This is a genomic window from Microcella flavibacter (assembly GCF_012530535.1).
Taxonomy (GTDB): Bacteria; Actinomycetota; Actinomycetes; order Actinomycetales; family Microbacteriaceae; genus Microcella; species Microcella flavibacter.
In genome coordinates, this window is record NZ_CP051299.1 from 2,420,044 (window position 1) to 2,445,592 (window position 25,549).

At 71.2% G+C, this 25,549-nt stretch carries 23 protein-coding genes; 9 read left to right on the top strand and 14 right to left on the bottom strand.

Features of this window, described 5'->3' with window-relative positions; all coding sequences use genetic code 11:
* Positions 1 to 21: 21 nt before the first annotated feature.
* Entirely contained in the window at positions 22 to 354 is a 333-nt protein-coding gene (locus HGB54_RS11565) for a DUF3024 domain-containing protein (protein ID WP_168916542.1), read from the top strand.
* Here the strand turns inward: HGB54_RS11565 and HGB54_RS11570 are convergent, their stop codons facing one another.
* Positions 355 to 1,830 carry an ATP-binding protein gene (locus HGB54_RS11570; protein ID WP_168916543.1) on the bottom strand — a complete coding sequence of 492 codons (1,476 nt, stop codon included), beginning with the start codon at positions 1,828 to 1,830 and terminating at the stop codon, positions 355 to 357.
* Positions 1,831 to 1,962: 132 nt separating this feature from the next.
* Between HGB54_RS11570 and HGB54_RS11575 the strand changes: the two genes are divergently transcribed.
* The 5 genes from HGB54_RS11575 (at position 1,963) to HGB54_RS11595 (ending at position 4,918) form a co-directional block, all read left to right on the top strand.
* The gene (locus tag HGB54_RS11575; protein WP_168916544.1) at positions 1,963 to 2,469 is read left to right on the top strand and encodes a hypothetical protein; all 507 of its coding nucleotides are present in this window, start codon (positions 1,963 to 1,965) and stop codon (positions 2,467 to 2,469) included.
* A gap of 509 nt (positions 2,470 to 2,978) precedes the next feature.
* The gene (locus HGB54_RS11580) at positions 2,979 to 3,440 is read left to right on the top strand and encodes an iron chaperone (RefSeq protein WP_168916545.1); all 462 of its coding nucleotides are present in this window, start codon (positions 2,979 to 2,981) and stop codon (positions 3,438 to 3,440) included.
* Positions 3,441 to 3,518: 78 nt separating this feature from the next.
* Entirely contained in the window at positions 3,519 to 4,331 is an 813-nt protein-coding gene (locus tag HGB54_RS11585; protein WP_168916546.1) for a DUF554 domain-containing protein, read from the top strand.
* A 61-nt stretch (positions 4,332 to 4,392) separates the two neighbouring features.
* Complete coding sequence (locus HGB54_RS11590; RefSeq protein WP_168916547.1) at positions 4,393 to 4,647, top strand: glutaredoxin family protein; 255 nt, start codon at positions 4,393 to 4,395, stop codon at positions 4,645 to 4,647.
* Between the two features lie 121 nt (positions 4,648 to 4,768).
* Positions 4,769 to 4,918 carry a hypothetical protein gene (locus tag HGB54_RS11595; protein ID WP_168916548.1) on the top strand — a complete coding sequence of 50 codons (150 nt, stop codon included), beginning with the start codon at positions 4,769 to 4,771 and terminating at the stop codon, positions 4,916 to 4,918.
* Between the two features lie 51 nt (positions 4,919 to 4,969).
* On the opposite strand, the gene HGB54_RS11600 is transcribed toward HGB54_RS11595, so the two are convergent.
* On the bottom strand, positions 4,970 to 5,698 hold the full coding sequence (locus HGB54_RS11600) for a dienelactone hydrolase family protein (RefSeq protein ID WP_168916549.1): 729 nt from the start codon (positions 5,696 to 5,698) through the stop codon (positions 4,970 to 4,972).
* Positions 5,699 to 5,747: 49 nt separating this feature from the next.
* Here HGB54_RS11600 and HGB54_RS11605 point away from each other — a divergent pair, with 49 nt between their 5' ends.
* The gene (locus tag HGB54_RS11605; protein WP_168916550.1) at positions 5,748 to 6,263 is read left to right on the top strand and encodes a GNAT family N-acetyltransferase; all 516 of its coding nucleotides are present in this window, start codon (positions 5,748 to 5,750) and stop codon (positions 6,261 to 6,263) included.
* Here the strand turns inward: HGB54_RS11605 and HGB54_RS11610 are convergent.
* Positions 6,260 to 8,392, bottom strand: a complete 2,133-nt coding sequence (locus HGB54_RS11610) for an acyl-CoA dehydrogenase family protein (RefSeq protein ID WP_168916551.1) — start codon at positions 8,390 to 8,392, stop codon at positions 6,260 to 6,262. The genes HGB54_RS11605 and HGB54_RS11610 overlap by 4 nt on opposite strands.
* A gap of 303 nt (positions 8,393 to 8,695) precedes the next feature.
* On the opposite strand from HGB54_RS11610, the gene trxA reads away from it, so the two are divergent.
* Complete coding sequence (trxA, locus tag HGB54_RS11615; RefSeq protein ID WP_168916552.1) at positions 8,696 to 9,103, top strand: thioredoxin; 408 nt, start codon at positions 8,696 to 8,698, stop codon at positions 9,101 to 9,103.
* On the opposite strand, the gene HGB54_RS11620 is transcribed toward trxA, so the two are convergent.
* Positions 9,100 to 9,810 carry a lysophospholipid acyltransferase family protein gene (locus HGB54_RS11620; RefSeq protein WP_228545826.1) on the bottom strand — a complete coding sequence of 237 codons (711 nt, stop codon included), beginning with the start codon at positions 9,808 to 9,810 and terminating at the stop codon, positions 9,100 to 9,102. The genes trxA and HGB54_RS11620 overlap by 4 nt on opposite strands.
* Positions 9,811 to 10,031: 221 nt before the next feature.
* Between HGB54_RS11620 and HGB54_RS11625 the strand changes: the two genes are divergently transcribed.
* A complete protein-coding gene (locus HGB54_RS11625) occupies positions 10,032 to 11,270 on the top strand; it encodes a glycoside hydrolase family 5 protein (protein ID WP_168916553.1) in 1,239 nt (412 codons plus the stop codon).
* On the opposite strand, the gene HGB54_RS11630 is transcribed toward HGB54_RS11625, so the two are convergent.
* From HGB54_RS11630 to ypfJ, 10 genes are all read right to left on the bottom strand, one after another.
* Positions 11,260 to 12,657: an NAD(P)/FAD-dependent oxidoreductase gene (locus HGB54_RS11630; RefSeq protein WP_168916554.1), complete on the bottom strand. Its 1,398-nt coding sequence runs from the start codon at positions 12,655 to 12,657 to the stop codon at positions 11,260 to 11,262. The two genes, HGB54_RS11625 and HGB54_RS11630, sit on opposite strands and share 11 nt — an antisense overlap.
* The gene (locus tag HGB54_RS11635) at positions 12,654 to 13,136 is read right to left on the bottom strand and encodes a GtrA family protein (RefSeq protein WP_168916555.1); all 483 of its coding nucleotides are present in this window, start codon (positions 13,134 to 13,136) and stop codon (positions 12,654 to 12,656) included. Before HGB54_RS11635 ends, HGB54_RS11630 begins: the two co-directional genes overlap by 4 nt.
* Before the next feature lie 2 nt (positions 13,137 to 13,138).
* Positions 13,139 to 15,778 carry a glycosyl hydrolase family 8 gene (locus tag HGB54_RS11640; protein ID WP_168916556.1) on the bottom strand — a complete coding sequence of 880 codons (2,640 nt, stop codon included), beginning with the start codon at positions 15,776 to 15,778 and terminating at the stop codon, positions 13,139 to 13,141.
* Positions 15,778 to 17,091 (bottom strand): glycosyltransferase, encoded by a 1,314-nt coding sequence (locus HGB54_RS11645; protein ID WP_168916557.1) that lies wholly within the window; start codon positions 17,089 to 17,091, stop codon positions 15,778 to 15,780. The genes HGB54_RS11640 and HGB54_RS11645 overlap by 1 nt, the downstream gene beginning before the upstream one ends.
* Positions 17,081 to 18,307: a glycosyltransferase gene (locus HGB54_RS11650; protein WP_168916558.1), complete on the bottom strand. Its 1,227-nt coding sequence runs from the start codon at positions 18,305 to 18,307 to the stop codon at positions 17,081 to 17,083. The genes HGB54_RS11645 and HGB54_RS11650 overlap by 11 nt, the downstream gene beginning before the upstream one ends.
* Before the next feature lie 711 nt (positions 18,308 to 19,018).
* On the bottom strand, positions 19,019 to 20,617 hold the full coding sequence (locus HGB54_RS11655; protein WP_168916559.1) for a peptide chain release factor 3: 1,599 nt from the start codon (positions 20,615 to 20,617) through the stop codon (positions 19,019 to 19,021).
* 88 nt (positions 20,618 to 20,705) lie between these two features.
* Complete coding sequence (gene recQ, locus HGB54_RS11660) at positions 20,706 to 22,790, bottom strand: DNA helicase RecQ (protein WP_168916560.1); 2,085 nt, start codon at positions 22,788 to 22,790, stop codon at positions 20,706 to 20,708.
* A gap of 73 nt (positions 22,791 to 22,863) precedes the next feature.
* Positions 22,864 to 23,427 (bottom strand): serine O-acetyltransferase EpsC, encoded by a 564-nt coding sequence (gene epsC, locus HGB54_RS11665; RefSeq protein ID WP_168916561.1) that lies wholly within the window; start codon positions 23,425 to 23,427, stop codon positions 22,864 to 22,866.
* Positions 23,428 to 24,363, bottom strand: coding sequence for a cysteine synthase A (cysK, locus tag HGB54_RS11670; RefSeq protein ID WP_168916980.1), 936 nt, complete (start codon positions 24,361 to 24,363; stop codon positions 23,428 to 23,430).
* Positions 24,364 to 24,541: 178 nt separating this feature from the next.
* On the bottom strand, positions 24,542 to 25,423 hold the full coding sequence (gene ypfJ, locus HGB54_RS11675; protein ID WP_168916562.1) for a KPN_02809 family neutral zinc metallopeptidase: 882 nt from the start codon (positions 25,421 to 25,423) through the stop codon (positions 24,542 to 24,544).
* Positions 25,424 to 25,549: the final 126 nt, after the last annotated feature.

Here is a 25,549-nt window from a genome sequence, read left to right on the forward strand (position 1 = left end):
CACGGCTGGTAGGAATGAGTCATGGCCTTGCCGGAAGCCGACCTCGACCGCATCCAGTTGTGGTGCCGCGGGATCTGGCCGGAGCACCTCTGGGATCAGGCGAAGGTCGAGGCGGACGTGTCTGCACGCCACGTCGACATCGTGGAGGTCCGCCCACCGTGGAACGGCATCGGCGAGCACACCCGGTTCCCGATCGCTCGGCTGCGGTACACCGCCTCGACCGGACTGTGGTCGATCTATTGGCGGGATCGGAACCTCAAGTTCCATGAGTACCGACGCAAGCGCCCGACGAAGAACGTGCAGGCGCTCCTCGACCACATCGGCAGCCACGACGACCCAATCTTCTTCGGGTAGTCAGGACCTCAGCGCCTGCCTGCCTGCCTCGGTGAGGACGTATCGCTGCTTCGGGCTCGTCGGCTTGTTCGGGATCGTCAAGGCGACGAGGCCTGCGTCGATCAGCGGCTGGATGTGGCGCTGCGCGTTCCGCGTCTCGTTGCCGAGTCCGAGCACCGCGAGCAGCTCCGCCCGAGCGACCCCCTCCGCTGGTGCGCTGGCCAGCCGATCCAGAATCCCGGAGCTTAGTGACTCGGCTTGGTGACTTAGTGACTCGTCTTGGTGACTTCGTGACTGGCCCCCGCCGCGGACGGTTCCCGGCCGCGGGTCGATCGACGGCCGGTGCAACGGGATGGGGATCGTCACCAGAAGCCGGCCGGGCAGTTCTTCGATCGTCGGTGCGGGAAGGCCGCGCTCGGCGAGCGCCTCGATCACTGAGGGGATTCCGGTGCCCCACTGCTCGACCAGGCCCAGCTCGCGGTAGAAGCGGGCGATCGTCGGATTCCGCACGACGGAGACGCCGCGAAAGATGTCCTCGACGGTGACGCCGGGCAGCAGCGTCCCAGGGCTCTCGACCTCGATGCGGTCGTCGAGGAAGGCGATCTTGAAGTTCACGCCGCTGGTCTCATAGGAAGCGTGGACGAAGGCGTTGACGACGACTTCGCGGATCGCGTCGAGCGGGATGGAGAGCACGTCATCGCGGCGGGCCTTGCCGGTGAACTCGGCGGACTTGTAAGCGTGCTTCGACAGGAAGACGAGCACCTCATCGAGCACCTGCGGCAGGTGCCCGTGATACTCGGCCTGGTCGAAGATGTCGATGCGCCTGTCGCCCCGGAAGCGAGCGACCTGCACCCAGGTGCCGGAGAACAGCCGCTCCCGATTCTTCCCGGCGACGAGCACCCCGCCGTAGGTCGGGACGAGCCGCCGCTGGTCGGCGACCACCAGGCCGAGCGTCTTCAGCACCGCCTCGTCGACCGGACGACCGAGCATCGACTCCAATGCGGGGAGGTCGAGGTCGTCGACGGCCTCGCCGATCGCGGGCTGCTCATCAAACTTCTGCCCCTCGGCACCCCGCTGCAGCTCACGCACCAGCGACGGATCGGCCTTCCGGGTGGTGGTGCCGAGCCGGACGTAGGTGCCGTCATCGACGCCATCCGCGTCAATGTAGTGCGGACGTCGGCCCGAGAGGTCGACGTCCACGACGAGGATCGACTTCTCGCCGACCGGGACGATCTCGACCGACGGCACGAGCTTCGGCGCGATCCAGTCGCTGATGAGGCTCGCGACCCGCTCCTCCTCCGCCAGAGGATCGGCCACGCCGACCACGGTCCGGTCGTCAGCGATGCCGACGACCAACTGCCCGCCCGCCGAGTTGGCGAAAGCGGCAATGGTCCGCATCGGCCGGCGCGGGGACGAAAGGTCGCGCTTGTACTCCCGAGTCTTGCCCTCGGGCTCAATCACCAGCCCGGAGGCGTCGAGCGTGATATGTGCTGGCATCGGCGCCTCCTCTCGTGCTGATCCAATCACCCCAGCCTAGTTTCGACGGCTGACGCTCTTCCGATGCGACCGGATGGCGAGGTACGCTTTTCGGCTCCGTTCCAGCATGCATGACCATCGAGGAGGTGTCCGATGACCGAAGCAGTTGCGCCGCACGTTGCGGTTCCTGAATTCTTCGATCGCGTCCCGCAGGTGCGCGACTGGGCGATCTCCGCCGACGAGAGCGACGCCGCCAGGATGCTCCTCGCCGAGTTGCTCCGTGGGCTCTTCTCCGACCGGATGAATCTGGAGTGGGAGTCGCACGGATACCCGCAATGGGACATCGAGGGATGGGAACTCGTCCACGACGACGAGTCGGTCGAGGCGCGACTCTGGAGGCGGTTCCCCCCGACGGGGCCTGAAGCCGATCTTCCCGCGCCGCACGAACTCTCCAGGGCGCTCTACGACCTGCTCGATGGCGGGCTCAGGAACGGCCCGTTCGACGAGCTACGTCAAGCCGCGCTGATGGTGGTCGACGATTGTCTCGCGTACAACGCCGCCTACCTCGCCAAGCACGGCGAGACCGGCCGTCCCGTGACAGGGCAGCAGGTCGCCGCGAACACGGTCTGGTGGCGACTCCACGAGCAGGGCATCGTCTGATTGGCGGTGTCGTGCTCGGCTGCGACGCTCCCGCCGATCCTGGGCCATATCCGGGCCATTTCCGCCTGCTGAACCAACTGCGAGCAACTGCGAGCATCCAGGAAAATGCCTGGTCAGAAGTGAGCCGACGCCATAGATACTGTGCGATCTCGCCCCCGAAGTCACTGAAAATCGTGAGGTCACGGGATCGACGCCCGTCGGAGCCACGGCACCTCGAACCCCCGCCGCGTGCGGGGGTCTCGCCCGTTCACGGGTGTCACGCGATGCGGAGTGACCCCGGTGCTCGTCACCACGCAGGGCGCATCGACCCCGTCGGGCGACGCTCGCCGGTCACATGACGTCGGAATCCTCGGACGGTCGGGGACCGAGCCGCGCCATCGCCCGACTTTCGCGAGATCGAGGTCGGGGCTCCGTCGATTCCGACGTCCGAGGCCCTTCCGCGGACGCGCGTTCGGCACTAGCGTGTCGCCGCGGGCGCGCGCCCGCTCCGGCAGCACCGAGGAGCCCCCATGGCCGAGCAGGACGGCACCGGCACGATGAGCGCCCGCGAGCGCGCCGCCATGAAGGAGCGCGCGGCCGAGCTGCGCGCCGAGTCGAAGCGCTCGAAGGGCTCGGCGAAGGCCGAGCAGCAGGCGCAGGACGTGCGCGACCGCATCGCCGAGATGCCCGAGCACGACCGGGTGCTCGCCGAGACGGTGCACGCGCTCGTGGCGGAGGAGGCTCCGCAGCTCGCTCCGAAGACCTGGTACGGGATGCCCGCCTGGGCGCGCGACGGAAAGGTGGTCGTCTTCTTCCAGGGCGCCGAGAAGTTCGAAGCGCGCTACGCCACCCTCGGCTTCAGCGACCAGGCGGCGCTCGACGAGGGCACCATGTGGGCGAACTCGTACGCGCTGACCGGCATCGGCGAGGCCGAGGAGCGGGCGATCCGCGCACTGCTGCGCCGAGCATCCACCCCGCCCGCGGCCGACTGAGCGACGAGGACCGCGCCCCGCTCTAGACTCGCCTGCGGCCACCCGCTGGGGGCGGCCGCTGAGAGGCGGAGGAGCCCCGTGACCGGACTCGGCACCCTGCTGAACATCGTCGCAATCCTCGCCGGCGCGGCCATCGGCGTCGCCCTCGGCAACCGTCTGCCGGAGCGCACCACGCGTGTCGTCACCGACGCCCTCGGCCTCGTCGTGCTCGTCATCGGCGGCCTCAACCTCGCCTCGCTCACCGACGCCGCCTTCGTCGCGGAGGTGAGCGCCGGCGGCACGCTGCTCGTCGTGCTCGGCGCTCTGCTCATCGGCGGCATCGCGGGCTCGCTGCTGCGCATCGAGCAGCGTCTCGAGGAGTTCGGCGGGTGGCTGCAGCGGCGGTTCTCGCGCGGCAGCGAGACGGCGGAGGGAGCATCCCGCCCCCTCGACGACACCACGACCGGCCTCGTCACCATCGCCTCGCTGAGCCCGCGCGAGCGCTTCATCACGGGCTTCGTGGATGCCTCGCTCGTGTTTGCGATCGGCCCGCTCGCCATCCTCGGCGCCTTCGCCGACGGCACGGGTCAGGGCATCGACCAGCTGGCCCTCAAATCGGTGCTCGACGGGTTCGGATCGATCGCCTTCGCCGCCTCGCTCGGGTGGGGGGTCGCGGCGGCGGCGCTTCCGGTCGGCATCTGGCAGGGCGGTCTCACCCTGCTGGCCGTGCTGCTCGGCTCGGTCATGGGCGACGCGGCGATCGCCGCCATCACCGCGACGGGAGGCGTGCTGCTGCTCGGCGTCGGGCTGCGGCTGCTCAACGTGCGCGCGGTCGCCGTCGGCGACCTGCTGCCCGCGCTCGTCGTGGCGCCGCTGCTCACCGTCGCGATCGGGGCGCTCGGCAACGCCTAGGGGACGCACGGCGCTCGCTGCTGCCGGGAACATTGCGGCGCGCCCGCGCGTTCCCCCTCGTATGACGACCGACACCACGACCCCCACCATCACCATGTACGGCGCCGACTGGTGCCGCGACTGCCGGCGCACCGAGGCCCTGCTCAACGACCTCGGCGTCGCGTGGACGAAGATCGACGTCGAGGCGAGCGCCGAGGCGGCCGCCGAGGCGCAGTCGATCAGCGGGCGCATGAACATCCCCGTCGTCGTGTTCCCCGACGGCTCGCATCTCGTCGAGCCGAGCGACGCGGCCGTGCGCGAGAAGCTCTCCCTCTAGTCGAGCACCGCGCGGCCCGGCCGACGGCGAGCGATGCCGCCCCGTCGGCCGCACCGCGACGCCGTGAGGCGTACGCTCGGCACCAGGAGGCCGTCGAGCCTCGCATCGGAGACGAACCACCATGGGCGAGAAGTCCGCACGCAAGAACACGACCAAGACCGTCGCATCGAAGACGCTCAAAGAGAAGCGCGTCGCCAAGGCCGACAAGAAGGCGGGCACGAACCGCTCGCAGAACTCCGACGCCGTCACGAACGCGACGAGCAAGCACTAGCCCGTACGGGTATCAGCGCGAGCCGCGCCGCCGGGCACCGGCCGGCGGCGCTCAGGCGAGCTCGCGCCGGAAGAACCCGTCGATGCGCAGCCAGGCGTCGGCAGTATCCACCGGTCGCGGGCCCATCCCCATCACGGGACCCATGACGACGCGCATGAGCCGCGGCCCCGCGGGCATCGCGTTGAGGAACCCGTGCCCGGCCTCCGGGTACTCGACGACGTCGTGCTCGATGCCGCGCGCCGTGAGCGCCGCGTCGAGCCGCGCGGCGGCTCCCTTCAGTGAGCGGTCGCGCCCGCCGAAACTGCCGACGAGGGGGCAGGCGCCGTCGAGCACATCGTCGAGGTCGGCGGGGAGCATCCCGTAGTTCACCGACGCCGCGCCGTACCCGCCCTGCCCGGCGAGCAGCAGCGCGAAGCCGCCGCCCATGCAGAAGCCGATGACGCCGACCGTGCCGCGCGCGTCGGGCCGGGCGAGGAGGTGGGCGCGCGCCGCCTCGATGTCGTCGAAGGCCGGGCCGTGGCCGGCGCGCAGGGCGCGGAAGGTCGCGACCAGGCGTCTGCGCGCCCCGCCGCGGCTGAACAGGTCGGGCATGAGCACGAGGTAGCCGAGACCGACGAGCCGCTCGACGTGGTCGCGCATCGCGGCGTCGACCCCGAAGGCCTCGTGCACGACGACCACCGCGGGGAACGGCCCCTGCCCCTCGGGCACGCCGAGCACGCCATTCAGGGCGCCGGGTCGGTCGGGGGCGGACTGCGGGATCACGACTTCGGTGACGGTCATGGCCGCACCGTACGCACGGCCGCCGCGAGCGGGCTGGCAGGATGCTCGGGTGCTGTCGATCCGACCCTACGAGCCGCGCGATGCCGACCCGACGCTCGAGGTGCTGCGGGCGGCCATCGCGGTGACGGCACGCGCCGACTACTCGGAGCAGCAGACGCGGCTCTGGGCATCCCGCGCCGAGCGCCCCGGCTGGCACGAGCGCCGCGCCGCCGTCGAGACCTGGGTCGCCGAGCTCGACGGCCGGGTCGTCGGCTTCATCGACCGCGACGAGCACGGGTACATCGACATGCTGTTCGTGCACCCCGAGGCGGGCGGGCGCGGCGTCGCGAGAGCGCTCGTCGAGCGGGTGATCGCCTCGGCCGAGGCCGCGGGGCTCGAGTGGATGACCGTGCACGCGAGCCTCACCGCGCGGCCCGTGCTGCTGCGCCTCGGCTTCGAGCCCGACCCCGCCGCGCACGACGACGCCGCCGATGGCTCCCGGACGGTGCTCATCGACGGCGTCGCGTTCACGAACGTCCGCCTCGCGCGGCGGCTGCGGCCGGGCGCGGGGCGCGAGACCCTCTAGCGGCGCGCCTTCTTGCCGGCGACGAGGTCCTTCTCGTCGATCGGCGCGAGGCCGCTCGCGGCGAGGCCGGCGTAGTGCGCGCGGGCCTCCTCCTGGCGCTCGTGCTCGACGCCCGTCGCGATCTCGGCGCGGATGTGCTCGGGCTCGAGCAGGAACGCGTCGGTCAGCGCGACCGCGTGCGGGCGCAGGCGCGGCAGCAGGCGGCCGTCGATGTAGTCGGTGATGGCCTGCGCGCGATGGGCCGAGAGGCGCCCGTGGATGAGGTACCAGGCCAGGTTCTTCTCGATGAGCGTGAGCCCGAACAGGTCGCGCAGCCAGGTGAGAACCTGCTTCGTACCGGCGTCCTCGACCTGGTCGAGCGCGTCGGTGAAGGCCTCCCACTGCAGCAGCTCGCCGTGGGCGCGGGCGGCCTCGATGAGCTCGTTCTGGTGGCGGTTGAAGAGGGCGGCCGCGTCGGGCTTCGACATGCGGGATGCTCCGCGCAGGCGCCCCGCCAGCTCGGCCACCATCGTCTCGACCCGGTCGGTCAGCAGCTGCCGCTGGGCCGCGGTGCCGCGCACGTACCCGACCGAGCGGGCGGTCGAGCCGAAGTCGGCGACCGACTGCGCGAGGCGGCGCAGGCCGGAGCGGTGCATCGCGGCATCCCCCACCTGGTCGGCGACGTACGCGGCGAGCGCGCCCGCGTCGGCCTTGGCGAACTTCTTCGAGTAGTCGGTGAGCAGGCGCTTGGCGACGAGCTGCAGCAGCACCGTGTTGTCGCCCTCGAAGGTGGCGTAGACGTCGAGGTCGGCGCGCAGCTGCACGAGGCGGTTCTCGGCGAGGAAGCCCTGGCCGCCGCAGGCCTCGCGAGCCTCCTGGATGATGTCGAGCGCGTTCCAGGTGCTGAGCGGCTTGAGCGCCGCGGCGAGGGTCTCGAGATCCTGTCGCGACTCGTCGGTGTCGTCGGCGCCGGAGAAGACCTGGTCGAACTTGTCGAGGAACACCTCGTGCGCGAACGACATGGCGTACGTGGCGGCGAGCTGCGGCAGCAGGCGGCGCTGGTGGCGCTGGTAGTCGAGCAGCACGACCTCGTCGTCGCTCGAGGCGGTGAACTGGCGGCGCTCGGCGCCGTAGCGGATGCCGATGGTGAGCGCGAGCTTGCTGGCGACGACGCAGGCGCCGTCGAGCGAGACGCGGCCCTGCACGAGCGTGCCGAGCATCGTGAAGAAGCGGCGGCCGGGGCTGGCGATGGGCGAGGTGTAGACGCCGTGCTCGTCGACGTCGCCGTAGCGGTTGAGCAGGTTGGTGCGGGGCACGCGCAGGTTCGTGAAGTGCAGGCGGCCGTTGTCGATGCCGTTGAGGCCGCCCTTGAGGCCGTCGTCCTCGCCGCCGACGCCGGGCAGGAAGGCCCCGCTCTCATCGCGGATGGGGGCGTAGAAGGCGTGCACGCCGTGGTTGACGCCGCGGGTGATGAGCTGGGCGAAGATGACGGCGGCGCGGCCGTGCTCGGCGGCGTTGCCGAGGTAGTCCTTCCATGCGGCGCGGAACGGCGTGTGGATGACCCACTCATCGGTGTCGGCGTCGTAGGTGGCGGTGGTGCCGACGGCCGAGACGTCCGAGCCGTGCCCGGTCTCGGTCATCGCGAAGGCGCCCGGCATCTCCATCGTCATGATGGGCTTCAGCAGCTCGTCGTGGCGCTCGGTGCCGAGGTGCAGCACGGCCGAGCCGAAGAGGCCCCACTGCACGCCGGCCTTGATCTGCATGCTCGGGTCGCCGAGCAGCAGCTCCTCGAAGCTGGCGATGTTGCTGCCGTTGTCGTTGTCGCCGCCGAGCCGCTCGGGGAACGCCCGCAGCACCGAGCCGGTGGCGGCGAGCTTCTGCAGCTGCTCGAGAGTGCGCTCGCGGTGCTCGTGCATGCCGAGCTCGGGGATGCGGTGGAACGCGGGGTCGGCCATGAGGGCGCGCGACTCGCGGCGGGCCTGCGCCCAGCGGCCGAGCAGCTGCTCGCCGAGCGAGGCGACGTCGACCGCCACGTCGGCGGTGTCGGGGCCGGTCGCGGAAGCGGGCGATGCGAGGCGCGGCGTGGGGCGCGCGGCCGCGGCGGGGCCGGCGGGGGTCTCGGTGCGGGCGGTGTCGGCGAGCTGGGTCATGACGTTCTCCATCGAGGGTGCCGTGCGCGGGGTTCTGGTCTGCTGCGGTGCTGGTCCGCGGGGGTCGACGGGTGCGGAGCACGCGGTCGTCGACGCATCATCACGGTAGGCGCGGGGCTGCGCGCGGCGCCGTTCGTGGTGCCGCACCCACGAAGCGGTTCGGGATGCTCCGGGCCGGGTTTGTCGATGACCGCAGGTTGCTGGGCGCAGCCTTAGTGGAACCCGGCACAGAGCATCCCGTCACCGCACCCTCGGAGCGGCATACCCCGCGGGGTATCGACGCCCTGTGCGAGACTGGAGCGCATGGCTACCGTCGACCTGACCACCGCGGACTTCGAGCAGACCGTGACCGCCCCCGGCATCACCCTCGTCGACTTCTGGGCGGAGTGGTGCGGCCCCTGCCGCATGTTCGCCCCCGTCTACGAGAAGGCCAGCGAGCAGCACCCCGACGTGACCTTCGGCAAGCTCGACACCGAGGCCGAGCAGGCGATCGCCGCGGCGGCGAGCATCCGCTCCATCCCGACGCTCATGGCGTTCCGCGACGGCGTGCTCGTCTTCGCGCAGCCCGGCGCCCTGCCGGCGCCCGCGCTCGAGCAGGTCATCACCGCCGTCAAGGAGCTCGACATGGACGAGGTGCGCGCGAAGATCGCCGCGCAGGAGGCGCAGGCCGCGCCGCCGCAGGGCGAGCAGCCGAGCGAGCCCTCGGCCTAGAGCGCCCCGGGCGAGCGGAAGACCCGCTTGACCTTCTCCACGACGCCCTGCGCGGGCGGCTCGTTGTAGACCCCGGCGAGCGGCTGGCCCGACATGCGCCCGATCTCGGCCATGATCGCGTCGGTCGCCTGGCGGCGCGCGCGGCCCGAGGTGGCCGGGCCGAAGCCCGAGACGTCCATCGGCTCGCCGAACTCGACCGTGACGCGGGCGAACCGCGGGCGCTTCGCGCCCACGGGCAGCAGCTCGTCGGTGCCGCGCAGCGCGACCGGCACCACCGGGGCGCCCGCGGTGAGGGCGAGCCAGGCCACGCCCGTGCGGCCGCGGTAGAGGCGGCCGTCGCGCGAGCGCGTGCCCTCCGGGTAGATCGAGAAGGCGAGGCCGTCGTCGAGCTTCGCGCGCCCCGCGTCGAGGGCGGCCTGCGCCGCCTGGCCCGCGCCGCGCTCCACCGGGATGGCGCCGACGCCGGTGAAGAAGGCGCGGCTGAGCGCGCCCTTCAGGCCGCGGCCGGTGAAGTAGTCGGCCTTGGCGAGGAAGCTCACCGGCCGGCGGGCGACCAGGGTGATGACGACGCTGTCGATGAAGGAGAGGTGGTTGCTCGCCACGACGACGGGCCCGCGGGCGGGCATCCGTCGACGACCGACCACGCGGGGGCGGAACACGAGTCGCAGCAGCGGCCCGAGGACGGCCCGGGCGAGGAGGGTCAGCACTGCCCCATGGTGCCAGCAGAGCGATGCTCGGGTGGGAATGCACCGCGCTGCGGGCCCGCGCGGCGCGGATCGACGTAGGATGAGGCCACCCGACGCTCCACCCGCTGCGCCCCGAGTGCCCGCCTCCGCCGCCGCCCGTGCCGCAGCAGCACCGCACCGCTCCGACCTCGCGCCGCCGACTGCCGCGACCCCGCCCGCCCGTGTCGAGAGAGACCCGCCTCGTGACCACCCGATCCCACCGCACCCGCACCGCCCGCCGCCGGCGCACCCTCGCGATCACCGCCGGCGCGCTCGTGGCCGTGCTTGTCGCCGGGGTGGCCGCCGCGCTCATCACGGCCGGCCGACCGGCCCCGTCCCCGACCGCCGCGCCCGTCGAGGAGACCCCCGTGCCCACCCCCGAACCGAGCCCGACGCCCGATACCGACGCCCTCGAGGGCATCGAGCTCGACCCACTGCAGCAGCGGCGCATCGACGAGCTGCGCGCCTGGACCGCATGGCTCGCGGCGAACGACGCCGAGGGGTACGTCGGCGAGCTCGGCTGGGCCGCCACCCCCGAGTGGCAGCAGCTGGCCGACTACTGGTACCGCATCGCCGAGCAGGAGGGCCTGTGGACGAGCCTGTGGGCGGCGGGCAGCCACTGGGGCGACTCCTACGCTCTGACCGCCTACGGCGCGAGCCCCGACTCCGACCAGCTGGACATCGCGCTGCCCCAGGCAGAGCTGCTCGAGGCGCAGCAGGGCAGCGAGCAGCGGCACGGCGTGAACCTCGCGGGGCTCGAGTTCAGCACCGAGGAGGGCTTCTCCTCGGCCGCGCCCGGCGTGCTCGGGCGCGACTTCTTCGACGAGCCGGAGGCGTCCTTCGCCTACCTGGCCGACCGCGGGATCGACTTCGTGCGCCTGCCGTTCCGGTGGGAGCGCCTCCAACCGCAGCTGGGCGGTGCGCTCGACGAGTCCTACGCCGCGACCATCGACGCGATGCTCGACGCGGCCGAGAGGCACGGCGTCGACGTGGTGCTCGATGTGCACAACTTCGGGCGGTACCTCACCTCGGGGGGAGAGCTGCGGCTCGGTACCCCCGAGCTGCCCGGCTCCGCGCTGTCGGACGTGTGGCTGCGCATCAGCGAGCGGTGGGGCGGGCATCCCGCCGTCGTCGCGTACGGTCTCATGAACGAGCCGCACTCCCTCGGGGACGATCTCGCCGCCGAGGCGCTGCGCTGGGAGGGCGTCTCGCAGGAGGTGCTGACGGCGCTGCGCGACGCCGGCGACGGGATGCTCGTGCTCGTGCCCGGATACGACTGGTCGAGCCTGTCCCGGTGGACGCAGACGCACCCCGACGGCTGGATCACGGACCCCGCCGACAACTTCCGCTACGAGGCGCACCACTACTGGGATGCCACAGGGGAGGGCGCGTACGCCCTCCCCTATGCCGACGAGCTCGCCGCCGTTCAGATCAACGGCTGACGGCCCGCCGGGAGGAGTCCACCCGAAGAGACTCCGCCATGATCGCGGCGACGCGCTGACCGTCGCGTACCGCGTAGTTGGTGCCCCGGTCCTCCGGGAAGACCTGGGAGAAGTTGGCAAGGTACACGCCCGGCAGCGGCGTCTCCATGGCCGGGATCCGGTCGGCGAAGGTCACATCGACGATGTGCTGCGCGTTGCGGAACGTGAACACGTGCGACTCCTGCACGAGCTCCGGGCGGAAGGCGGGCAGCAGCGACGCGAGACCCGCGTACCACTTCTCGCGCAGCTCATCGTCGGGCAGCGTCATCAGCGGATCGTCGTTCTGCACGTAGTCGCCGATGTAGTAGATGTACCGGCCGCCGGTGCGCTCGGTGCCGATGAGCGAATCGAGGCTCAGGAACACCAGGAACGGCGCATCCAGGTCGTGGATCTGGTGCCAGTACGTGTTCGTGATGGGCTCGCTGGTCGTGATGACCATGAGCTTCGCGCCGAGGTAGTCGATGGTCGTCAACTGCTCGGTGTACGCGTCGGTCATGGCGGGATGCTCGGCCGCGAGCCGCGCGAACGGCGTGCTCGGGATCGCCCCGAGCACCCGGTCGTACTGCTTCGTGACGCCGTTCACCGTCACGGTCGGCCTACCGTCGAGCTCGCCGATCGCCGAGACCTTCGTGCTCGTGCGGAGCACCACGCCGCGCTGCTCGAGCTCCTCGACCCAGCGGTCGACCATGATGCGGAAGCCGCCGTCGAAGTAGCCGAGGCGCTCGGTGGCCTCGCCCTTGATCTTCGAGGTCTGGCGCACATGGATGCGCGTCCAGAGCCACGCCATCGTGACCTTGTCCCAGTAGATGTCGAACTTGCCCTTGAGCAGCGGCTTCCAGACGATGTCGGCGGCGCGCTTGCCGTTGACGCGGCACAGCCACTCGTAGGCGGTGACCTTCGTCAGCGGCTCCCAGTTTCGCAGGAACTGCAGCCGCAGGCCGGTGAGGCCGGTGCGGATGCGGTCGACGAAGGAGAGCGGGGTGAAGCGCAGCAGCTCCATCGGCGTGGTGAAGCCGTACTCCGAGCCCTGGTGGAAGGCGCGGATGGAGCTCGGGTGGAAGTCGAGCTTGTCGCGGATGCCGAGCTCCTCGGCCATCCCGATCATCCACTCGTCGGTGGTGTAGAGGAAGTGGTACGCCTGCTCGAGCGGGAAGCCGTCGTCGAGCGTGAAGCCCGCGACGAGGCCGCCGAGCTGCGGTGCGGCCTCGAAGACCTCGACCTGATGGCCGAGCTTGGAGAGCTCGTAGGCCGCGGTCAGGCCGCTGAAGCCGCCGCCGATGACGGCGATGCGGGCGGGGGCGTCGGATGCTGCATGGTCAACCGGACCCGGGGAGAGCGTGTCGGTCATGAGGAGTTCCTTCCCGTGGAGGGGGCGAAGGTGATCTTCTTGTTGAGGGAGTACTGCAGCGCCACGACGGGCAGCAGCGTGAGGATCTTGGCGACGACGGGGTCGAGACCCGCGACGTCCACGGCGATCCAGATGATCGCCGTGCTGAGGAGCCATCCCGCGCCCGTGACGGCGGCGAAGGAGAGGAAGCGCAGCCACAGCCGGTCGGTGACGCGGAAGTTACCGAACGAGTTCGCGAGGAAGCTCGCGACCATGGCGACACCGGTGGAGAAGGTGTTGCTGAGGAGGGGGTGCCAGCCGAAGACCCGGTCGGCGAGCAGGAACAGGCCGACGTCGAGCACGACGGCCCCGCCGCCGATCACGAGGTAGCGCACGAGGGTCGCGCGGCGGGCGATCATGCCGACGAGGCCGCTGCGCTCGGCCGCGGGCCGGAGTGCGGGGGCCCCGACGGGCGCGGTGCGGGGTTCGGTGGTGGTCATGATCACTCCAGTTCGAGAGCGGCGGATGCCGGGATGAGGGTCTGGAAGCGGTGCCAGTTCCAGCCGGTGACGTGGTCGGTCAGTGACGTCGGGGCGCGCCAGGAGCCGTCGTCGGCGTCGTACCGCGCGAAGACCCTCGCCTCGTAGAGCGCCTGCGGGTCGGCGTCGATGACCCCGAGCTGCGCGAGCATCGCGACCGTCGAGCCCGATGCGAAGCTGCCCGCCTGCTCGTCGTACGCCACGATCTGCGGAGCGACCGCCTGCAGCAGGGCGGTCGCGGAGGCGTCGCCCGCCTCCGCATCGAGCAGGAGCGAGGGCACCATGCGCAGCGTGTCCGAGCCGAGCGCGTCGGCGCCGTCACCGATGAGCGGCTCCGCCGTCTCGAGCTCGCCGTCGGCGGTGAGCACCACCCAGTCGGGGATGGTGCCGCGCTCCTCGACCAGCCGGTCGAGGAAGACGTAGCCGTCGTCGATGAGCCGCTGCCAGTCGTACTGCGGCATGGAAACCGCGAGCTCGCGGTACAGCACCGGATCGAAGTACGAGGGGTTGAGCAGGTTGTCGTCGATCGAGCCGTCGGCGGACGAATCGACGAGCGCGAGGCCGTCCTGCTCGACGACGCAGCGCTCCCAGAAGTCGGCGGCCATGCCCCGGGCCTCGAGGACGAGGTCGCCCGCCGCGGGCCAGGTGTCGCCCGCCCTCGCGAGCGAGGCGATCATCCGCTGATCCGCTCCGCAGACCGTGTCGCTCTCGAGCAGCCGTCCCTCGCCGTCCGCGCCGGTCTGCCACCTCCAGGAGATGAGACCGTCGGTGGACCGGTACCGCAGGTGGTCGTTCGTCCACTGCCACAGGCCGCGGAACCACTGCTCGTCGTCCTGCTCGAGCGCGGCATCCATCGCGAGGGCCTGATCCATGGACGTCGTGATGCCGTCGCCGTCCGTGACGCGTCCGTAGTCGCGGACGAATCCGTCGAGGAACGACGCCCACGAGTCCTGCAGCACGACGTCGTTGCGGTCCTTGACCTCGTAGACCTGCGCCCAGTCGCCGTTCGTCGAGATGAGGGCGTCGAGGTCGTTGAAGCTCGTCGTGCCCTCGGTGAAGCTCGCCACCGGCACCGAATGCTCGAACGCCTCGCGCAGGACGGGGATCGTGCCCTGGAACATCTGGCGGATGAGCTCGTGCGTGACCACGAGGTAGTCGATGTTCCGCCAATCATCGGCGTAGACCTCGCGCAGCTCCGGGTCGTACTCGGAGGTGAAGAAGTACTGCGCGTTCTCGAAGCCGCGCTCCTGCGCGAGCGCGGGGTACGCGAAGTTGTCGACCACGACGATCGCGCTCGGGTCGACGTTCTCGGCCACCCAGTCGACCGCGAGCAGCTGATTGCTCGTCTCGTCGGCGATCGCCGCCTTCGGCGGCACCGCGAGGGAGAACCCGACGATGAGCGCCGTCGAGAGCAGGACGCCCAGCGACGCGCGCACCATGCGCCACGGCACCACCGTGAGCATCCATCCGACGGCAACGCCCACGGCGATCGCGAAGAAGGGCACGAGGGGGGCGACGTACAGGTCGAGCACGATCTTGCCGCGCGTGAGGAAACCGACGTAGCCGACCATCATCAGGAGCATCGCGAGCGGGTAGAGCGAGCGCCGGCGCAGCACGACCGCGAGCGCGAGCAGTGCGACGGCGCCGGCGGCGCCGAGGATCGGCGTGACCGGATCCTTGATGAGCCAGGCCTGCAGGGCCTGGAAGAAGCTGCTGTCCTGCTGCCACGGCAGTCCGAAGTCTCCGCGACCCGCCTGGACGAGCATGGTGTCGATCAGACTGACCCGCAGCGGCTCGCCGTCGGCACCGAGCGGAGCCGGGAGGAGCTCTTCGTTCAGCAACGCGTAGACGACGAACATGAGCACGACGCCGCCGGCGAAGGCGAGCCACATGGCGAGGGCGTGCTTGCGCTGATGGGGCGCGGCGCGCGCCCAGAGCAGCACGAGGAAGCCGATGCCGAAGAACGCGGCGTTGAGCTTCGTCAGCACCGCGATGCCGAAGAACAGCCCGCTCGTGATCACGGCCGTGAGGGTGAGCTGCCGCCGAAGCAGCAGCGCGATCGCGACGAGCAGCCACAGCGCCATGAGGTTGTCGAGCAGCACGCGGCGCTGGAAGTACAACCCCAGGGGGGACGCCGCGAAGATCACCACGGCGATGATGCCGGCGGCAACGCTGCCGTTGCCCATGCGCTTGGCGACGTAGTACACGAGCGCAGTCGCGATGACGTGCACGACGAGCATGAGCACCCGGCCGGACTGCAGGAGCGAGCCGAAGATCGCATCGCCGCCGGTGAGGCCCAGCCAGGCGCCGATCGTCATCCATCCGACCGGTGCGTGGTCGTAGCGGTAGGTGTACACGTCGAGCTGGCCGCTCGTGATGAACGCCCAGCCACGGGAGAGGTAGGTGCCCTCATCGTTCTCGTAGTACGGGTAGCCGAACATGTTGGTCGCGTGCAGCGAGGCGCTGAAGGCGATGAGCCCGAGCACGAGCAGGATCTCGAGCCCGCGCCGGTCGAGGACGCGTCGGCGGCGGGGCGATGGCGCGGGGAGCGGTGCGGGTGACGCGGCGTGCCGGGCTGCGGGCCGGTCCAGGGTCGCCGTCATCAGGCGGCCTGGGGGATGGGATCGAGCGGGGATGCCGACACCGGCTGGGCGTCCTGGGTGCCCAGCCGGTGCCGTCCGGCGTGCGCGGTCTTCTCCCATCCGCGGCTCCCCCGGATCTCCCGGAGCAGCGCGCGAACCGCGCTCACCATCAAGAGGCCCTGGTAGGGCAGGAACGTGATCACCAGGGCCAGGTAGTGGTACCACTTCACGGGCACGCGCTGATCGCGGCCGAACTCGTAGAGCCCGACCAGACTGATCAGCAGCATGACGACCGCGAGCAGTAGAGGGATGAACGACAGCATGCTCACCACGACGGGGAGTTTGGTCGTCGCGCCGATGAGGATCATGATCGGCGCGGAGGCGATGACGATCGCCATGTAGGACGGGGCAGTGAGCACGTAACCGATCAGGACGCGGTGCAGGAGCGTGGGCAGCTGCAGCCACTCCTTCTTGCGGAGGATCTGGAGGAATCCCTGGTTCCAGCGAGTGCGCTGCTTGATGAACGCCTTCGTGTCGTGGGGAACCTCCTCGCGCGTGACGTGCTCGGCGTCGTACATCACGTCGAAGGTCTTGCCGGCGATGCTGAGTCGGATCCCGAGGTCGGCGTCCTCCGTGAGACCCTCCTCGTCCCAGCCGCCGACCGCGGCCAGGTCGGCTGCCTTGAAGAACACGGTGTTGCCGCCGAGGGGCACGGCCCCGGCCTTCGCGAAGTAGTGCATGCGCGACTTGAACCAGAAGAAGTACTCGAGCACGTTGTGCGCGGCGAACCAGTGGCTGCCGAAGTCCATGAGCTGCACGCCGCACTGCAGCACGTCGACGTCGCGACGCAGGTAGATGGTGTTGACGATGGAGAAGATGTCGCGGCTGACGTCGTCCTCCGAGTCGAAGATCGTGATGAGCTCGTGCTTCGCCGCCGCGAGCCCGAGGTTCATGGCCCGCGACTTGCCCGGAGGGTTCTCGAACACCAGGATCGTCGCGTTGTCGATGCCGTGCTCGCGCTTGGCGCGCTCCGCCGCTTCGATGGTCTCGACGTCGTCGGAGGTGCAGATGACCATGAGCTCGACGAGCTCGCTCGGGTAGTCCGCCTCGCCGAGGCGGCGCAGGGTCTCGCCGATGACCTCGTGCTCGTGGCGCGCCGGCAGCAGCACGGTGAAGCCGTGGAAGGGCGGCTCGAAGGTCTCCGGCCGCCCGCCCCGGCGGAGCCGGTCGGGGTGCTCCCAGATGTAGAGCGTCTGGCGGATGCTGACGATGCTCTGCGCGAGCAGGATGAGGGCGCTGACCGTGACCAGCACCGCGAGGATGCTAGGCAGCACGAGCGGCTCTCCGCACCCAGATGTACGTGCTCGAGACGTAGTAGTTCACGACGAACGCGGCACCGATGCCGAGCAGCTGGGCGAGGAGGTAGAACACTCCGAGGTTCGACAGCACGACGAAGCAGGTGAAGATCACGGTCTGGGTGAGCGCGGTCGTGAGCTCGTATTGGCCGAAGGCCTTCAGCAGGGAGCGCACGGGGATGCGCCGCCCGTGCGAGCGGCGGAACTTCTTGAAGGTGAAGCGCGTGTGGAAGGTGAAGTTCCACACGATGCTCGCCTGGATGGCGATCGCCGAGAGGAGCACGACGACGCTGTCATCGGGGAAGAAGCGACGCAGGAACCAGAGCATGCCGAGGTTCACCACGGTGCCCAGCAGGCCCACTGTGATGAACCGAGCGAGCTGCTTGAACGGCGAGTCGTCGTTGAGCCGGTACGCGATGCGGAAGAACTCGACGATGTCGCTGAGGCTCGCCTTCGAGTCGCCCGAGGCGCGGGTGTGGAAGCTGATGGGCACCTCGGTGACCTTCCACGACCCGGTCACGAAGGCGTTGGCGAGGAAGATCATGAAGCCGTAGCCCTTGGCCTGCACGCCTTCGTAGGGGATCCTCTCGAGCACCTCACGGCGAACCGCGCGGAAGTTGGTGGTGAGCTCCTTGAGGGCCGGGTCGACCCCGCCGAGCATCCGGGCGACGGCCCCGGCGACCCGCGTGCGGATGATGTACCCGAGAGGCCAGTTGCCGGGGATGAGCCCGCCGTCGACGTACCGCGAGCCGATGGCGATGTCGGCGCCGTCGTTGATCGCCTGCAGCAGCTTCGGCACGTCGGCCGGCGCGTGCGAGAAGTCGGCGTCCATCGTCATGATGACGTCGTAGCCGCGCTCGACGGCCTCGTCGAAGGCGCGCTTCATCGCGTTGCCGAGCCCGGACTTCTGCCCGTGGGAGACGATGACGCGGCCGGCGAAACGACCGGCGGCGAGGCGCTCGGCGAGCTCGCCGGTGCCGTCGGGGGAGGAGTCGTCGCGCACGAGCACGTCGAACTGCCAGCCGGTGCCGGCCTGGATGGGGAGCGAGAACAGCGCCTCGAGCAGCGGCTCCAGGTTGTCGATCTCGTTGTACGTGGGGACGATCATCACCGCGCGGCCGCGCGGGGCCGGAGCGGCGGACGGGTGCTCGGGACGGGTTCCGGGCGCTGCGGGCGAAGAGAGGGAGAGGGTCATGAGGGGTGCTGTCAATCGGGTCAGCGACCACGACGTCGGGCAGATCGACGCTGCGACCACCAGCGAGGGTGCGCGGATGGCCGCTCCTCTGCCGCGCGGGGGCGAGGAGAACGATCTGCCCGGCGTCGTCAACGGGTCAGGTGCGTGGGGGGGCGTGCGGAGCACGAAGGGGGAGACCGTCCTCCCAGGCAGGGGAGGTCTCCTTCGCGAGAGCCGGCGCCGGGGGTGGGAGAAGGGCGACGGTGCTCGCAGAATCGCGAGTCGGGTGAGGCTGTTCGGGTGAGGCTGTTCGGGTGGGGTGGAGCGTCGGGTGGGTGGAGCGCGTCGGCGCCGGGGTGGTGGCGCTCGGTGCGGTGATGCGGTGGTGCGGTGATGCTTCAGTGCGATGGTGATTCGGTGCGGTGATGCGATGCAACGGGGTGGTCGCGGGGCCGTGCATTCCGGTCAGGTGCCGGGCGGGCATCCGTTCAGGGGGTCGGACACCCGGTGCGGGAAATTGAGAGTCGCACTCAGATCACCCGCATGCAGGACTATAGGGGCGGGGTGGAGCGGCCGTCAACCGGTCGTGCATTACGAGCACGTTAACCCTCGCCGCACTGGATGACGGAAGCCGCAGGAGGGCCGGGAATCCGGGCGGGAGGCCGGCCGCGCGCGACGCCGGTGGATTCACAGGGAGGCCTGCGCGGTGCGCTCGAGCTCGCGCGGGAGGGGTCACACCAGCGCCGCGGCGCCGTCGTCGAGCGGCTCGAGCGTGAGGTCGGGGTCGGTGCGGGCGATCATCTTGGCGCGCCACGGGGTGCTGAGCAGGGCGAGCAGCACGCCGTCGGCGCGGCGCACGACCTCGCACTCGCGCTGGCGGTCGAGGGCCTCGGCCGAGGCCTCGTCGGTGCGCATCACGGCCTCGTAGGGCAGCGGCTCGAACCGCACCGGCGCGTTGAAGTCGTGCTGCATGCGGTCGGCGAAGACCTCGAACTGCAGCGGGCCGACCGCGCCGAGCACGGGGCTCTGGTCGCCGCGGCGGGTCGAGCGCAGCACCTGCACCACGCCCTCCTGGTCGAGCGACTCGAGGCCGGAGCGGAACTGCTTGTGCTTCGAGACGTCGACCGCGCGCACGAGCCGGAAGTGCTCGGGCGTGAAGACCGGCAGGGCGGGGAACTGCACGCCGGGCCCGGAGTGCAGCGTGTCGCCGGGGCGCAGCATCGTGGCGTTGACGAGGCCGACGATGTCGCCCGGGAACGCCTCGTCGACGACCTCGCGGTCCTGGCCGAAGAGCTGGTGCGCGTACTTCGTGGCGAAGGGGCGGCCGGTGCGCGCGTGCGTCACCGTCATGCCCCGCTCGAAGCGGCCCGAGCAGACGCGGATGAAGGCGATGCGGTCGCGGTGCGCGGTGTCGAGCCCCGACTGCACCTTGAAGACGTAGGCCGAGAACTCGGCGTCGACCGGGCGGGCCTCGCCGTCGACGTCGACGCGCGGCATCGCCGCGGGCGCCTCGTCGGCGAGGATCTCGAGCAGCGAGTGCACGCCGATGTTGTGCACAGCGGCGCCGAAGATCACCGGGGTCGTGATGCCGAGCTGGAAGGTCTCGGGGTCGTGGCGGTAGCCGTCGAGGCCGAGCAGCTCGGCCTCATCCCGCGCACTGACCCAGGCGGCGCCGCTCGAGGCCTCCGCCTCCGCCGGCTCGAGCGTCTGCCACTCGGCCACGCGGGCGCCGCCGTCCGAGCGGGTGAAGCGCAGCATCCTGCCGCTCGGAACGTCGAGCAGGCCCTCGAAGTGCCCCGGGTCGCCCACCGGCCACGTCAGCGGCGTCGGCAGCATGCCCGTGCGGTCCCGGATCTCGTCCATGAGGTCGAGGGCGGCGCGGCCGGGGCGATCCCACTTGTTGATCATCGTGATGATCGGGATGCCCCGCCGACGGCAGACCTCGAACAGCTTCATCGTCTGCGTCTCGAGACCCTTGGCGGCGTCGACGAGCATGATGGCGGCATCCACCGCGGAGAGCACGCGGTAGGTGTCCTCCGAGAAGTCGGAGTGACCGGGGGTGTCGACGAGGTTGATGATCGTGTCGCCGTAGGCGAACTGGATGGCGGCGCTGCTGATCGAGATGCCGCGCTCCTTCTCCATCGACATCCAGTCGGACACGGTGCCCTGGCGGCCGCGCTTGCCGTGCACGGCCCCGGCCTCGGTGATCGCCCGGGCGTGCAGCAGCAGCGCCTCGGTGAGGGTCGACTTGCCCGCGTCGGGGTGCGAGATGACGGCGACGGTGCGGCGGCGGGCGGCGTGCTCGGCGACGGTGCTGGTCATCGCGCTCATGCCGCTGATCCCCGTCTCGGTCCATGCGCGCCGGTTCGCGCGCAGTGGGCCAGTTTACCGCCGGCGCGCCCTGGCCCCGACCCGCAGCTCAGTACCGGTCGTCGGGCGGGGGCGCGTCGAACTCGTCGTACGGCGGGGCGTCGTCGTACGGCACCGTGTCCGGCGGCACATCATCGAACGGCGGCGCCTCCGCGAAGGCGGGTGCGGCGCCGGCGGCTCGCGATCGGGACGGCGCGCGCGAGGCGGTGCGCCCCGACGATCGGGCGCCGGATGCCCGGCTCGCGCCGCTCGAGGCGGTCGCGCTCGACCGCGCGGGTGCGGTGTCGTCGCCCGGCTCGGCCGGCTCGGCGATCGGCGGGTCCTCGCCGCGGACGACGGCGAGCACCGACTCGCCGAACTGCTCCAGCTTGCGCGCGCCCACCCCGCTGATCTGGCCGAGCTCGTCGAGCGTGGACGGGGTGGTGAGGGCGACCCCGCGCAGGGTGGCGTCGCCGAAGACGATGTACGCCGGCGCGCCGAGGGCCCGGGCGGTGGCGGCGCGCCACGCCCGCAGGCGCTCGAACAGCGGAGCGGCATCCGCCGGCAGGTCGCTCGGGGCCGACCGCTTCGACGACCGGGTGGGGCGCGCGACCTCGCGGCGCAGGCGCACCTCGCGCTGACCCCCGAGCACCTCGGCGCTCGCCTCGGTGATGACGAGGGTGCCGTAGCCGTCGCCGTGGACGGCGAGCAGGCCCTGGGCGAGCAGCTGCCGCACGACGCCGCGCCAGTCCTGGTCGCTCAGGTCGCTGCCGATGCCGAAGGTGGCGAGATCGGCGTGGCCGAGCTGCTCGACGCGCGGCGTGCGCTTGCCGAGCAGGATGTCGATGATCTGGCCGGCGCCGTAGCGCTGGCGGCGCTCCCGCTCGAGCCGGACGACCGTCGAGAGCAGCTTCTGCGCGGGGATCGTGCCGTCCCACGACTCGGGCGGCGCGAGGCACGTGTCGCAGTTGCCGCAGCGCTCGGACTGCTGGCCGAAGTACGCCAGCAGCTGCACGCGCCGGCACTCGACCGTCTCGCAGAGCGCGAGCATCGCATCCAGCAGCTGGCTCATGCGCCGCTTGTGGGCGCCGTCGCCCTCGCTGCGGTCGATCATCTGGCGCTGCTGCACCACGTCTTGCAGGCCGTAGGCGAGCCAGGCGGTCGAGGGCAGGCCGTCGCGGCCGGCACGCCCCGTCTCTTGGTAGTAGCCCTCGACGCTCTTCGGCAGGTCGAGGTGGGCGACGAAGCGCACGTCGGGCTTGTCGATGCCCATGCCGAAGGCGATCGTCGCGACCATGACGATGCCCTCCTCGCGCAGGAAGCGCGACTGGTGGTTCGCGCGCACCCGGGCGTCGAGACCCGCGTGGTACGGCAGGGCGGCGATGCCGTGGTCGGCGAGCTGCTGCGCGGTCTTCTCGACGCTCGCGCGCGACAGGCAGTAGACGATGCCGGCGTCGCCGGGGTGCTCGGTGCGGATGAGCTGCAGCAGCTGCTGCACGGGCTGGTTCTTCGGCTCGATGCGGTACTGGATGTTCGGCCGGTCGAACGAGGCCGTGAAGCGCCGCGCCTCGCCCAGCTGCAGGCGCTGCTCGATCTCGCGCGCCGTCGCCGCCGTCGCCGTGGCGGTCAGGGCGATGCGCGGCACCGTCGGCCAGCGCTCGTGCAGCATCGACAGTGCGAGGTAGTCGGGGCGGAAGTCGTGGCCCCACTGCGAGACGCAGTGCGCCTCGTCGATCGCGAAGAGGGCGACGTCGAGCCGGTCGAGGAGGTCGGCCGTCGAGGGCACCGTCACGCGCTCGGGCGCCATGTAGAGCATGTCGACCTCGCCGGCGAGCAGCGCCCGCTCGACCTCGCGCCGCTCGTCGGGCCCCTGCGTGGAGTTGAGGAACACCGCGCGCACGCCGACGGCGTCGAGGGCATCCACCTGATCCTTCATCAGGGCGATGAGCGGCGAGATGACGACGCCGACGCCCCGGCGCACGAGGGCCGGGATCTGATAGCAGAGGCTCTTGCCGCCGCCCGTGGGCATGAGCACGAGGGCGTCGCCGCCGCCGACCACGTGGTCGATGATCTGCTGCTGCTCGCCGCGGAAGGCCGGGTAGCCGAAGACCTGCTCGAGCACCTGCTGGGGGGTGGGGGCGGCCGTCGCGGTCATGGTTCCAGGCTAGCCGCGACGGCCGACCGCGCCCGACCCGGGGACCCCGTCGGGGGAGGGCGGCGCGGCTGCGTCAGATGTGGATGGCGGGGTCGATCCAGAACCCGTCGGCCCCGGGTGCCGCCTCGGGGCGCAACGGGCGGTTGACGGCGGGGATGCCCGTCGCGACGGAGTCGGCGGGCACATCCCGCACCACCAGGGCGAGGGCGCCGATCTGCGAGCGCGCTCCGATCGTGATGGGGCCGAGCACCGTCGCCCCGGCGCCGATCAGCACGCCGTCCTCGACGGTCGGGTGCCGCTTGCCCTTCTCGAGCGAGCGGCCGCCGAGCGTCACGCCGTGGTACAGCATGACGTCGTCGCCGATCTCGGCCGTCTCGCCGATGACGACGCCGGTGCCGTGGTCGATGAAGAAGCGCTTGCCGATCGTCGCCCCGGGGTGGATCTCGATGCCGGTGAGGAACTTCGACCACTGCGAGATCAGGCGCGCGAGCAGCTTCGCGCCGGCGTTCCACAGCCGGTGCGCGATGCGGTGCCACCAGATCGCGTGCAGCCCCGACGAGGTGAGGAAGACCTCGAGCCCCGACCGGGCGGCCGGGTCGCGCAGGCGCGCCGTGCGGATGTCGTCGCGGACGGACACCTACGAGCGCAGGTCTTCGTACAGCACGCTCGAGAGGTAGCGCTCGCCGTAGCTGGCCACGATCACGACGATCGTCTTGCCGGCCATCTCGGGGCGCTTCGCGAGCTCGACGGCGGCGTGCACGGTCGCGCCGGACGAGATGCCGGCGAGGATGCCCTCCTCTGCGGCCATGCGGCGCGCCATCGCGACCGACTGGCCGATGTTGACGTCGATGATCTCGTCGTAGATCTCGCGGTCGAGCACGCCGGGGACGAAGTTGGCGCCGATGCCGGCGATCTTGTGCGGGCCGGGGGCGCCGCCGTTGAGGATGGGGCTCTCCTCCGGCTCGACGCCGACGACGATCACGCCGGGCTTCCGCTGCTTGAGGTACTGGCCGGTGCCGGTGAGGGTGCCGCCCGTGCCGATGCCCGAGACGAAGACGTCGACGGCGCCGTCGGTGTCGTTCCAGACCTCGGGGCCGGTGGTGCGGCGGTGGATCTCGGCGTTCGCCTCGTTCTCGAACTGCTTGGCGAGCACGGCGCCCGGGGTCTCGGCGACGATCTGCTCGGCCTTGCCGACGGCGCCCTTCATGCCCTCGCCGCCCGGCGTGAGCACGAGCGTCGCGCCGTACGCCTTGAGCAGCATCTTGCGCTCCTCGCTCATGGTCTCGGGCATCGTCAGCACGACGTTGAAGCCGCGCGCCGCGCCGATCATGGCGAGTGCGATGCCCGTGTTGCCGCTCGTGCCCTCGACGATCGTGCCGCCGGGCTTCAGCGCCCCGCTGGCGACGGCGGCGTCGATGATGGCGACGCCGAGGCGGTCCTTGACGCTGGCCGAGGGGTTGTAGAACTCGAGCTTCGCGAGCACCGTGGCGCCGGCGCCGTCGGTGACCTTGTTGAGGCGCACGAGGGGCGTGTTGCCGAACACCTCGGTGATGTCGGAGTGGATGCGGGCCATGTCGGTCTCCTCGAGGGGATCGTGGGGCGGGGTCGTGCCGGAGGGGAGTCGGGGTGCGGGGGCTGCCGCGGGCGGCCGCTCCCAGCGTACGGGGGGAGGCGCGATGACGGGCATCGTTCCGAGCGACCGCGCGCGGGCATCCATCGAGAACGGGATGCCCCGCTCGACTATTCCCAACTCAGACGGTCTCGGCGGCGAACGTGTCGCACGCCGTCACGCCGCCCTCGAAGCCCGCGCGGAACCACGCCTGCCGCTGCTCGCTGGAGCCGTGGGTCCAGCTCTCGGGGCTCACCTGCCCGCTCGTCTGCTCCTGGATGCGGTCGTCGCCGATGGAGGCGGCGGCGTCGAGCGCCTGCGCGACCTGCTCGTCGGTGATCAGCTCGAGCAGCGGCTGCCCCTCGGAGTCGTCCGTGGAGGAGGCCGCGGCCGCCCATGCCCCGCCCCAGCAGTCGGCCTGCAGCTCGACGCGCACGGCGTCGGACTGCGGGCCCGACTCCCCGCGCTCGGCCGAGGCGAGCACGCCCGTCAGCTGCTGCATGTGGTGGCCCCACTCGTGCGCCACGACGTACATCTCGGCGAGCGGGCCGCCCTCGGCGCCGAACCGCGTGCGCAGGTCGTCGTAGAAGCCGGTGTCGAGGTAGACGCCCTCGTCCGCGGGGCAGTAGAAGGGGCCGACGGCGCTCGTCGCGTCGCCGCAGCCGGTGCTGACGGCGCCCTCGAAGAGGTAGGCCTCGGGCGCGCGGTACTCGACGCCGATGGCGCCGGCGGATTCGGCCCAGAAGTCGTCGAGCGAGACGACGGCGCCCGCGATGCGGCAGTCGACGCTCGCGTTCGCGTCGACGCCCGTGGCGCACTCCTCGAGCGAGGTGCCCTCGTCCTGCGGACCGGGGGCCGCGCCGCCGCCGAGGAGGCCGCTGACGTCGACGCCCGTGAACTGCGCGATGAGGAACACCGCGATGAGGCCGACGATGCCGCCGCCGCCCGCGATCGCGGTGGTGCGGCCGCGGCCGCGGCGGCGCAGCCGGCTGGAGGAGATATCGGCGTCGTCGCGGAAGGTCATGGCTGGACAGTACTGCTCGGCGGGCCGCTGCGGGGCTCCGGATGCCCGGCGAAAGCCCAGCGGGGCGGAGGGTCTCCCCTCCGCCCCGCCGGTCGGTCTGCGCGGGCGCGCGCTCAGCGGCGCGCG